Genomic DNA, 11,250 nt, shown 5'->3' with positions numbered 1-11,250 from the left:
ACCGATCATGACCGTCGAAGATCTCATCAGCCAACTCAAACCCGCCATCGCTTCTGCGCGCGGCAAGGTAGACGAACTTCGGGGGTTACTTTGAGTACGACAAAAAGTCGCAACGCCTGCTTGAACTGAACGCGGAGCTCGAAGATCCGAAGGTCTGGGACGATGCCAATCGTGCCCGAGAGCTGGGCCGCGAAAAACGCCTGATCGATGGCGTGATCGAGAACATCAGCAGACTTACGACCGAGTCCCAGGGGGCTGCCGAGTTGCTCGAACTTGCCGAGATGGAGGGTGATGAAGCAACGCTGCTGAGCCTGAAGGCAGACGTTGACAAGATCACGGCCATCCTCGCTGATCTTGAGTTCAAGCGTATGTTCTCCGGTGAGCAGGACGAGTCAAACTGCTTCCTCGACATCAACGCTGGCTCCGGCGGCACCGAGGCGCAGGACTGGGCACAGATGCTGTTCCGCATGTATTGCCGGTACGGTGAGCGCAAGGGCTTCAAAGTAGAGGTGCAGGACGAGTCGGAGGGCGACGTCGCCGGTCTCAAAAGCGCCTCGATCAAGATTTCCGGCGACTATGCCTACGGCTATCTGCGCACCGAGACGGGTATCCATCGTCTTGTTCGCAAGAGTCCGTTCGACAGCAACGCGCGCCGGCATACATCATTTGCATCGGTATTCGTCTACCCCGAAGTTGACGATTCCATCGAGATCGACATCAATCCCGCCGACGTGCGCACCGATACCTTCCGTGCCAGCGGAGCTGGTGGCCAGCACATCAACAAGACCGACTCTGCCGTCCGCCTGACGCACATCCCGACGGGCATCGTCGTGCAATGCCAGGACGGCCGCAGCCAGCACACCAACCGCGATGTGGCATGGAAGCGCCTGCGCTCGCGCCTCTACGAGCACGAACTGCGCAAACGCATGGAGGCGCAGCAGAAACTGGAAGACACCAAGAGCGACATCGGCTGGGGGCACCAGATCCGCAGCTACGTGCTTGACCAGTCGCGTATCAAGGATTTGCGTACCGGCTACGAAGTCGGCAATACCGGGGCCGTCCTTGACGGCGATCTCGACGGCTTCATCGAAGCATCGCTGAAGGCTGGTGCCGACCTCGCCGCTGGCGGCAAGGGAGAGGAATAGTGCCGGCCATCGAGCATCCGCGCTTACTCAATTTGCCGCTGCGGCTCGAGGGCGAGAAAGTCGTTCTGCGACCGTACGCGCCCGGAGACGGCGAGCGCTTCTTTGCGGCGCTGGAGGAAGACCGCACCGACCTTGATCGCTGGATGGCATGGCCGGCAAGCCAGCACAGAACAGCAGACGAGGCCGAATCCTACGTGCGCAACATGGCCGGCAAATGGCTTACCCGCGACGCGTTGATCATGGGCATCTTCTCGAAGGACGAGCAGACCTTGTACGGCGGTACCGGTTTTCACGGTTTCGACTGGAAAGTGCCGTCACTGGAAATCGGCTGGTTCCTGCGCAAGAGCGCACGCGGTCAGGGTATCGCGACTGAGGCGATCCGTCTTTGCTGCGAGCTTGCGTTTGAGCACATTGGCGCCAACCGCGTCTGGGGCACGATTGACGTGCTCAACGAGGCAAGCTGGCGCGCAGCCGAGCGCGCCGGATTCACGCGCGAGGCGCATCTGCGTGGCGAATGCCGCGATCATCATGGCGTGGTGCGCGACACCTTTGTCTACGCGATGCTGGCCAGGGAGTGGGTCACAGGGTGATCAGCTTACTGCGAAAAAGCCCATCCGAACTGGGCTCAAAGCAGCAAATCGTCTAAAGTCGATATTTCCTGTTTCCGCCCAGCGAGCCCCGTGCGAATGCGGCTCTTCGCACAAAGCCAATGACCCGCAGGCACTGGCAATCGCTCTTTCTCCCCCGCGACTAACCGCCCTTCGCGTAAACCACGTCACGCAGGAACAGCGAAATCTGCGGCACATACGTGATCACCATCAGACAGGTCAGCACCACCAGCACGAACGGCACCAGTTGCGTAATGATGCGGTCGAGCGAGATCCGGGCCACCGTGCAGGCGGCGAACAGGTTCACCCCGAACGGCGGCGTGATCATGCCCAGTGCGAGATTGACCACCATCACGATGCCAAAGTGCACCGGATCGATGCCAAAGTGCACGGCGACCGGCGCCAGAATTGGCGCCAGTACGATGATCGCGGCGCTGGTTTCGATGAACATGCCAATCACAAACAACGCGGCGTTGACGCCGAGCAGAAACAGCATCGGGCTCTGCAACCATTCCTTGAGGAAATGCCCGATCGCGTCCGGCACACCCGCGCGGGTGATCAGATAGGCAAATAGCCCGGCGTTGGCAATGATGAACATGATCACCGACGACGACAGCGTGCTCTTGCGAAAAATCGGCAGCAGGTCGCGCAGGCCAATCTCGCGGTACACCACCATGCCGACGAACAGCGCGTAGACCACGGCCACCGCCGAAGCCTCGGTCGGCGTGAACACACCACCGTAGATGCCGCCGAGGATGATCACCGGCATCATCAGCGCATAGGCAGCGCGGCCATTGAGGCTGGCGCGCAGCTTCGGAATCAGCGAAAGGACAATGAAGTAAAGCGTGAACATCACGACGCCCACCATATCCGTGTAGCGGTCAAACGACTGCTCGTCATGACCGGTGCCGAACAGCGCCGGACCGACAACCTTGTTGCCCAGCACCAGCAGCGCGATGCCACCACCAATCAGCGCGAAATCGGCGAACGCAGAAGACAACGGCAGCTTGCCGTCGCCATCCTGCTTGCCCCAGCCTTTGCGTTTGCAGAGGAGGTAGACATAGAGCATCAGTCCGCCGCCAATCAGAAAGCCGGGCCCAAAGCCCGCGATGAACAGCTCACCAATCGAAATTTCGGCCGACACACCGTAGAGGATCATCGGAATCGACGGCGGGATGATCACGCCCAGCTCGGCGCTGGTTGCCTGCAGCGCAGCAGCCCAGTTGGTCGGGTAGCCGTGCTTGATCAGCGCCGGAATGAGAATGGCGCCGATGGCGAAGGTGGTTGCTACTGACGATCCTGATACCGCAGCGAAGATCATGCAGGTCAGCACGCAGGTCATCGGCAGGCCGCCCTGCACGCCGCCGACGATGCTCTTGGCAAAGTTAACCAGGCGCCGCGAGATGCCGCCGGTCTCCATCAGGTTACCGGCGAGGATGAAGAACGGAATCGCGGCCAGCGGGAACTTGTTGATGGAGGAGAACATCTCCTTCACCGACACCAGCATGTTGACGTTCCCGATGTAAATGCCGAACACGGCAGCGAGCCCGATGGATACGGCGACCGAGATGGTGAGTGCAAAGCACAGCACCATCGTGATGAGCATGGCGGTAGACAAGGTGTGCGCGTCCTATTGTGCGGTTTCGAGCTCGAGCCGCTTCGGGTCGAGGAAATTGCCGACAATGCCCAGCACGGCAAACAGCCCGCCCACCGGCATCGCAATGTAGGCCCAGAACATTGAATAGTCTTCGAGGCCAATGATCGTCTGCACGCGGCCGCGCTGCGAATAGTCCCAACCGACAATGATGATCACCGCGATCAGCAGCAGTGACGCCAGCATCACTACCGCATCCAGCACCCGCTTGTGGCGATCACTGGCCCAGCGGTAAAGCACATCCACGCTCACCATCGCGCCCTGGCGAAACGCCATCGGGATGCCCATGAACACCATCCAGATCAGCGAGAAGCGGATCAGCACTTCGGTCCACTCGGCGGGCTTTTCCAGCACGAATCGCGTGAGAATCTGAAACACACCGAGCCCAGCCGCCATCGCCAGCATGGCACAGGCGAAATACATCGACAGCGCCGTCGTCGCACGCTCCAGGCGCAGAAACATTTGTTTCATGATCTCCCCTTTTGCCTGATTGTAAGAAGCGCTGGCTGTCGGGTTGACTGCATCGAGGCCGATGCGTTCCGAAAAGCACGAAGCCCGCACGGGCGGGCTTCATGTTCGCAATCGGCCCGCACGGACGGGCTTCTAACGTTGCTTCGACCCGCATGGGCGGGCCTCCCGAGTATCGACGGTCGCTAACTACTTCACCGCGCGGATACGATCAATGTTCGCCTTGCCGAACTGCTTTTCGAACTCGGCGTTAACCGGGCCAAGCGCCGAGACGAACTTCGCCTTGTCGACGTCAATGACCTGCATGCCCTTCGAGCGCAGCTCGGCAACGCCCTTGGCATCGTCTTCGTCCACGCGTGCACGGTTGGCCTTGACAGCCTCCTTGGCGGCGTCGAGGAATATTTGCTTGTCGGCAGCAGAGAGCTTGTCAAAGGCCGCCTTGTTCATCAGGAAAATCGCGGGTGAATAGACGTGACCGGTGAGCGACAGATGCTTCTGAACCTGCTCGAACTTCGCGGCCATGATTACCGACAGCGGATTCTCCTGGCCATCCACCGTACCCTGCTGCAGCGCAGTGAACACTTCGGGGAACGCCATCGGCGTGGTCACGATGCCGAAGCCCTTGTAGGCCGCAATGTGCACCGGGTTCTCCATCGTGCGCATCTTCAGGCCTTTCAGGTCCTCCGGTGCGTTGACGGCCCGCTTGTTGTTGGTCATATGGCGCACGCCGTTCTCGCCCCAGGCCAGCGCCTTGAAGCCCTTGGCTTCGAATTTGGCCAGCATCTCCTGGCCGATCGGGCCGTCGAGCACCGCGCGGGCATGCGCCTTGTCACGGAACAGGAACGGGATGTCGAGGATACGTGCCTCGGGCACGAAGTTCGGCACCGGGCCGGTGGAGGTGAAAGTCAGCTCCTGGGTGCCCAGTTGCACTGCTTCGATCGACTCGCGCTCGCCACCGAGCGAACCCGAATAGAACGGCTGAATCTTGATGCGGCCATTGGTGCGCTTCTCCACTTCCTTCGCCATCGTGTCGATGGCGATACCCTGATGCGAGTTCTGTGCGACCGAAATGCTGATCTTCATTTGCGCCCAGGCGCCCTGCGACAGGGTGAGCGCGGCGGCGACGCCGATTGCCGAAGCAATAGCTTTCAATTTCATGAGTCCTCCTTGTGTTCGTACGGTATTCGTGTCGTGATGATGCGTTTGCCACGCCAGATACCGGCAGACCGGTCCGGCGCGCGACTGCCGAAGCGTAACGCAATCGAAGGCGCGGCCGCCGACTAAACTTCATTAGCAATAACCCGGCTTGCCACCACAATCATCGCACCTGCCGCATCATGACCAGTCTTCCACTTTGGGCCCAGACCGCCGGCCTCCTGATCCTGTCCAACGTCTTCATGACCTTTGCCTGGTACGGGCATCTGAAGAATCTGGCCAGCAAACCGTGGTGGATCGCCGCGCTGGTGAGCTGGGGTATTGCGCTGTTCGAATACCTGCTGCAGGTGCCGGCAAATCGGCTCGGCGCTACCGAGTTTTCGATCGCGCAACTGAAGATCATGCAGGAGGTGATCACGCTCGCGGTGTTCGTGCCGTTCGCGGTGTACTACATGAACCAGCCGGTCAAGCTGGATTTTCTGTGGGCGGGGTTGTGTTTGCTCGGGGCGGTTTACTTTGTGTTCCGGGGCGCGTAGACGTCCGCCAGCGTCGCCTGCTAGGCGTGCAGTATCCGCCCACCGGCGAATGACCAGTTCTCCCAGCCGACTTCCTTGAACACCACCATGACCTGTTCGGTATCGATGCCACCGGCCATGAGCCGCGCCATCAGATCGGCGAGCAGCGCACGCTTCACCTTCACGCTGCGCCCGACTGACCAGAGAATTTCGATCAGCAGAAAGTTGTCACTACGGGCGCCCGCAACATCGGGATAGCCCGGGTCGATGCGGACATTGTCCGGCGCAAGCTCGATGACGCGCTGAAAGCGGTCAGCCGCCGGCACGCCCACGCTGACCAGCGCAGCATGAATGGCATCAAGTACGACGGATTTGCAATCGGCGCTTTGCGGCTTGCAGGTGGTGAGGGTGACCAGCGGCATCATTCACCTCCGCAGACTTGTGGCTTTGGCGAGCGACGAAGCCAGTGGGCAACTGCGCGCCAGAATTCGCGGTGAAATTGCAGGCGCTCTGCATAGGGCGGGACGGCGTAGTAAGACATGAGTTTCTCCTCAAGGGATGTTTCGCGCATTCGCGACGCCCCGAACAATAGGCTGCCGTCGCACATCCGGAAACGATCTGTGGTGCAATTCGCTTTTGCAATTTCTGCAAAAGCAGACTGAGGCTGGGAATCGCATGAATCTTGACGACCTGCGGCTGTTCGTACGGGTGGCAGAGTTGGGCACGCTGTCGTCGGTGGCGCGCGAGCGTGACGTGGCTGTGAGCCAGATCTCGCGGACGATGAGCCAGCTTGAAGCACATTGCGGCGTGCAACTTCTGCGCCGGACGACGCACGGCCTGTCGCTGACGGCGGAAGGCGAGGTGTTCCTCGGCTATTGCCGCAACATCGCGCAGACGCTGGACGAACTCGACGGCGAATTCACCTCACGCGCCCGCAATGTGCGTGGCGTGGTGCGCGTCGCAGTAAGCGCCAACATGGCGCAGCACGTGCTGGTGCCAAGCCTGCCGGCGCTGGTGGCACGGCATCCGGGCCTCACCATCGAGCTGCAGGTGAGCGATGCGCTGGTCGACATGAGCCGCGACGGTATCGACATCGCCATCCGCACCGGCAGCACCCAAACCGAGGAGGTCATCGCCCGCCAGATTGGCAGCCACGGGCGCCGACTCTACGCCAGCCCTGCTTACCTCAAAAAGCACGGCAAGCCAAAGCACCCGGACGACCTGGCGAAACATCGCATCATCACTACCAGCACCGCGCCGCGACTCAACGACTGGCCGTTTGTGATCGACGGCAAGATGGTCGTGCGCCCAACGCACGGTCAGCTGCGCGCCAGCAGTACGGCGATCACCCAGGAAATGGCGCTGGCTGGCCTCGGCATCTGTCGCGTGCACGACCTGATCGCGGCACCGCTGGTGCGGCGTGGCGAACTGGTCGAAGTGCTCGCCAGATTCACCGACCAGCAGGTGGTGCCGGTTTACGCGATGATGCTGCCCGAGCGGCACCGGCTACCGAAGATTCGGGCTTGCGTGGATTTCTGGGCGGAGTGGCTGCCGCAATTCAGCGATTCACAGCAATAGCTGCCGCGCAAAATCGCTGTGTTCAAGGGATGTGCCCCCGGTTTTGCCGATCTTTTTTGGCCGATTGGGTCGACTTTGGGCAAAAACACGGTCTGAGCCCAATTGCAATGGCGACCTCAGCAAAAAGCTGTAAAGCGTCCGCGCCGGCTACTTTTGCTGCTGTGCCGCCTGTCTCATCATCTGCTCGGCCATCGCTCGCTGCTCCGGCGGCAGGTGTTTGATCGCCTCGGTGGCGTCACGCATCGCTTTCGCTGTGTGCTCGGCGTCCCACTGGCGACCGGCGGTGAGCACTTGCTCATCGCTCATGCCTTTGGCGCGTTGACCGTAGCGCTTGCGGTAATCGTCTGCCAGGCGCTTGTTGGCCTCGGCCTGCGCGGCGGCCCTGCGCGCTTGCACCTCGGCAGCCTGTTTGGCTGCGGCCTCGCGGGCGGCCTGCCGACGTGCGGCATCACGTGCCTCGGCGGCGGCGTCCCAGTCGGCGTGGGCGACCGCCGGCGCCACTACGGTCGCGATGCCCGAAAGCGCGATGGTGGTGCTGACGACGATGGCACGGAGTGATACGGATGTCATGTTGTGCTCCTGAAAGGGGTCTACACCATCACCTCCAGCGCATTCGATGTCAAAACGGCTCATGCCGACGGCATGAAATGCTCACTGCTTTCTTATACTGAACCCATGCAGCACCCGACCGCCGCGACCGTTGAACCGCCACTGGTCGAATTGATCGATGCCATCCACGATGCACCAACAGCGCTTGCAGGCCCGCTGGCGCGCTTCGCCGGTGGCGACGAAACCGAGGCGCAGGCGGTGGTGGACGAGCTGACGCCGCAGATCTACGCGGCGTTGAAGCGCGTCGCGCGCGCACAACTGCGCCACGAACGGGCCGACCACACGCTGCAGAGCACCGCACTGGTCAACGAAGCCTACGCGCGCATGTGCGAGGCAACCGGCCTGTCGCCTCGGGATCGCAGCCATTTTTTCCGCCTTGCTGCGCGCATCATGCGTCACGTGCTGGTGGATCACGCCCGGGCGAAACGTGCTGTCAAGCGTGGTGGTGACGTGCACATCACCCGCCTCGACCGCACGCTCACCGGCTACGCCGATCACGCCACCCGCCAGCTCGTTGCGCGCGACGCGGACGCGACTGACGCGGCCGTAGCGCAGGAGATGGATTTCATCGCACTTGATCAGGCCCTGCAGCGTTTGCAGGCGCTCAGCCCCCGGCAGGCCGACGTCGTACATCTGCGTTTTTTCGGCGACCTGTCGATTGAGGCGACGGCGGAGGTGCTGGGCCTTTCCATCGCCACTGTGAAGCGAGACTGGGCGGTTGCCCGTTTGTTCCTGCAACGCGAAATCGCGGCCGCTCGCGATGAGTGAGCAGCCGCCATCGGCGCCGTCCACGAGCAGCGTGGACGTGGTTTCAGAGGCCGAGCGCGAGCGCTGGCAACGGGTCAGCGACATCGTTGCCGACGCGCTGGAGATTACCGATCCGGCCCGGCGCCGCGCGTTTGTTGAGGCTGCCTGCGGTGACGACTCTGCACTCAACGCCGAAGTCGGGCAATTCCTGCGTCTCGCCGACAGCGACGCTCACACGCTGGAGCGCACGCAGGTGGCGCAACAGGTGCGAGATGCGCTGGCGCAAGGACTTGGACCGGACGGTGCGGACAAGCCGGAGGTAGCCTGGATTGGCCGCCGACTTGGTGCCTGGGAAATCGTGGCCGAGATCGCCCGTGGTGGCATGGGCGCGGTGTTCAAGGCGGTGCGCGCCGACGATGCTTACCAGCAGGATGTGGCGATCAAGTTGATCCGTGACGGTCGCGAGCGGCCCGACGTAGTCGAACGTTTCGTGGCCGAGCGGCAGATCCTCGCCAGTCTCGATCACCCCAACATCGCGCGCCTGCTTGACGGTGGTAGCACCGCAGAGGGGTTGCCATATTTTGTGATGGAGTACGTCGACGGCGAGCCGATCACGCAATATGCGCAAGCGCGTGCATTGCCGCTCGGGCAACGGCTGGCGCTGTTCGAGGCGGTGTGCGCCGCAGTGCAGTTTGCCCACCAGCGGCTCGTGGTGCACCGCGACCTGAAGCCCGGCAATATCCTGGTGACGAAGGACGGCGTGGTCAAGCTGCTCGATTTCGGCATCGCGAAGCTGGTTGAGGCCGACACCGGCGCTGCACTCGTCACCCAGCAGGTGATGACACCCGCGTACGCCAGCCCGGAACAGGTCCGCGGCGAAGCCGTCACTACTGCCACCGACATCTACGCGCTCGGCGTTGTGCTGTATGAGTTGCTGACCGGCACCTCGCCGTACCGGGCCAGGTCAACGCAGCCGCTGGATCTGGCGCGCGAAATCTGCGAGCGCAGTCCCGATGTGCCGAGCAGCGCGCTGACGCCCACACTGGTCAGCGGTGCTGCTACCCCGGCCTTGCCATCAGCAGCGCTGCGCCGCCTGCGCAACGGCGTTCGCGGCGATCTCGACAACATCGTGCTGATGGCGCTGCGCAAGGAGCCGGAACGGCGCTATGCGTCCGCCGAACAACTCGCTGACGATGTACGCCGCTATCGCGCGAGGCTGCCGGTGCGCGCCCGAGCCGATACCTTCGGCTACCGCACCAGCAGGTTCGTCTCACGTAACCGCTGGGCCGTAAGCTTTGCCGCGCTCGCGGTCGTGGGATTGCTCGGCGGCATTGCTGCGACCGCGTGGCAGGCCCGTGAGGCACGGCTGGCGCAGGCGCGCGCAGAACGCCACTTTGCCGATGTGCGCACTCTGGTCAACGGATTCATCTTCAAATTCTTCGACCAGTTGCAGGAGATTCCCGGTACCAGGGCCGTGCAGAAGGAAATGGTAGATACCGGCGCCGAGTATTTGTCGGCGCTGGCGAAGGACTCAGCGTCAGACCCGGCGCTGGCACTTGAGGCGGCCAAGGGCTTTATCAATCTGGCGAAAGTGCAGTCTCGGGACCTGGCCGATGCGAAATCGCAAGCGGCCTTGTTGCAGCGTGCACTTGCTTTGATTGGACAGGCTGCAGCGAACGGTGCTGATGCGATGCAGCGCATCCGGCTGGAGCTGGCGGCCCGCACCGAGCTTGCCGCTGCGCTGGTGAACGCCAGTGATGCCAGGGAAGCGGGCGTACAGCGTGCAGCGGCGATCAGTTTGGCGCGTACCGCGGTGACTTTCGCGGCCAATGAATCGATGCAATTGGCCCGCGCCGATGCACTGATCGAAGCGGCGAGACTGGGAGCGGTTGACGTACCGTCAGCCGAACGCTGGTCGCTGGCGCAAGAGGCGCTGGCCATTCATCGGGAGCTGGCACAACGCCGCCTTGCCGCCGATCTGCATGCCGAGGTGGAAGGCAAGCGTGCGATCACCACGCTTTACGTCGCGACCGTTGCCTCGGAGCACGCACCGCCCGAGATTGCGAAAGCGACGGCGCGACAACTGGGCGATGAGGCAGTTCGCGCGTTCGAAGCGCTGAATTTCGCCCGCCCGGGGCAAGTCGGCACTCTGGCCAACCTCGCGTTCGCCACCTCAATGGCGGCCGAACTGGCCCGCGAGGCAGGTGATCTCAACGGCGCACGAAACGGTTTTCGGCGTGCCCGCGAGCACGCGCAGGCGTTGGCCAGACTCGAGCCAAATCTGGCGCAAGCAAAGCTGAACTCCGTTGCCGCCGCGATGGCCGAGATCGAAATGGAGTTGTCAGCAAGGTCCGATCCGGTGGCACTGCACGCGCTGGTGCAGGCGACTCTGGCCGAAGCGGCCACCTTGCCCGCCAGCCTGGCTGCGGAGCGTCAGGGGGTTGCCGTGAGGGTGGGAATGGCGGCCTTGAGTGCGGAGGTCAAGCTGCGCTTGTGCGCGAGCCCGGCTGCTCCCACGGGCGGCGAGTGCGCCCAGATGATCGCCGAGGCCGTAGAGGGGTTTCGTGAGGCCAATCGCCTGCTGCCACAGATCGAAGACATGATCCAGCGCGACAATGGCGAAATGCTGCAACTGTTGAAAACAGGCGTCCAGCGCGCGGAGGCCGCATTGGCGTCACTGCCGCGAAAAAGCGGCAATGACAAACGATAGGATGATCGCCGCCAAAAGCGGCGGCGCCGGCGATCACGAACAAGCGAGACGGGCCGGAATC

Annotated in this window: 11 protein-coding genes; 6 read left to right on the top strand and 5 right to left on the bottom strand. The window is 62.5% G+C overall.

Annotated elements, in window-relative coordinates; genetic code table 11:
- The first annotated feature begins 7 nt into the window (after positions 1 to 7).
- Positions 8 to 1,145, top strand: a protein-coding gene (gene prfB, locus FKL89_RS16515; RefSeq protein ID WP_337786217.1) for a peptide chain release factor 2 whose coding sequence is annotated in 2 segments (ribosomal slippage) — positions 8 to 82 and positions 84 to 1,145 — 1,137 coding nt in all. Because the reading frame shifts where the segments join, the coding sequence is not laid out codon by codon here.
- Complete coding sequence (locus FKL89_RS16510) at positions 1,145 to 1,735, top strand: GNAT family N-acetyltransferase (RefSeq protein WP_162527555.1); 591 nt, start codon at positions 1,145 to 1,147, stop codon at positions 1,733 to 1,735. The genes prfB and FKL89_RS16510 overlap by 1 nt, the downstream gene beginning before the upstream one ends.
- A 160-nt stretch (positions 1,736 to 1,895) precedes the next feature.
- On the opposite strand, the gene FKL89_RS16505 is transcribed toward FKL89_RS16510, so the two are convergent.
- The 3 genes from FKL89_RS16505 to FKL89_RS16495 all read right to left on the bottom strand — a co-directional run bounded on the left by FKL89_RS16505 (position 1,896) and on the right by FKL89_RS16495 (position 5,033).
- A complete protein-coding gene (locus tag FKL89_RS16505) occupies positions 1,896 to 3,371 on the bottom strand; it encodes a TRAP transporter large permease (RefSeq protein WP_156863833.1) in 1,476 nt (491 codons plus the stop codon).
- Positions 3,372 to 3,383: 12 nt separating this feature from the next.
- On the bottom strand, positions 3,384 to 3,878 hold the full coding sequence (locus tag FKL89_RS16500; RefSeq protein ID WP_156863832.1) for a TRAP transporter small permease: 495 nt from the start codon (positions 3,876 to 3,878) through the stop codon (positions 3,384 to 3,386).
- A 186-nt stretch (positions 3,879 to 4,064) separates the two neighbouring features.
- The gene (locus FKL89_RS16495; RefSeq protein ID WP_156863831.1) at positions 4,065 to 5,033 is read right to left on the bottom strand and encodes a TRAP transporter substrate-binding protein; all 969 of its coding nucleotides are present in this window, start codon (positions 5,031 to 5,033) and stop codon (positions 4,065 to 4,067) included.
- 179 nt (positions 5,034 to 5,212) lie between these two features.
- Here FKL89_RS16495 and FKL89_RS16490 point away from each other — a divergent pair, with 179 nt between their 5' ends.
- The gene (locus FKL89_RS16490; RefSeq protein ID WP_156863830.1) at positions 5,213 to 5,566 is read left to right on the top strand and encodes a DMT family protein; all 354 of its coding nucleotides are present in this window, start codon (positions 5,213 to 5,215) and stop codon (positions 5,564 to 5,566) included.
- A gap of 20 nt (positions 5,567 to 5,586) precedes the next feature.
- On the opposite strand, the gene FKL89_RS16485 is transcribed toward FKL89_RS16490, so the two are convergent.
- Positions 5,587 to 5,967: a tautomerase family protein gene (locus FKL89_RS16485; protein ID WP_156863829.1), complete on the bottom strand. Its 381-nt coding sequence runs from the start codon at positions 5,965 to 5,967 to the stop codon at positions 5,587 to 5,589.
- Positions 5,968 to 6,220: 253 nt separating this feature from the next.
- Between FKL89_RS16485 and FKL89_RS16480 the strand changes: the two genes are divergently transcribed.
- Positions 6,221 to 7,123, top strand: a complete 903-nt coding sequence (locus FKL89_RS16480; protein ID WP_156863828.1) for a LysR family transcriptional regulator — start codon at positions 6,221 to 6,223, stop codon at positions 7,121 to 7,123.
- 147 nt (positions 7,124 to 7,270) lie between these two features.
- Here the strand turns inward: FKL89_RS16480 and FKL89_RS16475 are convergent, their stop codons facing one another.
- Entirely contained in the window at positions 7,271 to 7,693 is a 423-nt protein-coding gene (locus FKL89_RS16475) for a hypothetical protein (RefSeq protein ID WP_156863827.1), read from the bottom strand.
- A 105-nt stretch (positions 7,694 to 7,798) separates the two neighbouring features.
- Between FKL89_RS16475 and FKL89_RS16470 the strand changes: the two genes are divergently transcribed.
- Positions 7,799 to 8,500 (top strand): ECF-type sigma factor, encoded by a 702-nt coding sequence (locus FKL89_RS16470; RefSeq protein ID WP_162527554.1) that lies wholly within the window; start codon positions 7,799 to 7,801, stop codon positions 8,498 to 8,500.
- Positions 8,493 to 11,189: a serine/threonine-protein kinase gene (locus FKL89_RS16465; protein ID WP_156863825.1), complete on the top strand. Its 2,697-nt coding sequence runs from the start codon at positions 8,493 to 8,495 to the stop codon at positions 11,187 to 11,189. Before FKL89_RS16470 ends, FKL89_RS16465 begins: the two co-directional genes overlap by 8 nt.
- The last annotated feature ends 61 nt before the right edge of the window (positions 11,190 to 11,250 follow it).

It is taken from the genome of Casimicrobium huifangae (assembly GCF_009746125.1).
Lineage (GTDB): Bacteria > Pseudomonadota > Gammaproteobacteria > Burkholderiales > Casimicrobiaceae > Casimicrobium > Casimicrobium huifangae.
The sequence above is the reverse complement of the archived record's forward strand: the minus strand, read 5'-3'. Positions and strand labels throughout refer to the sequence as shown.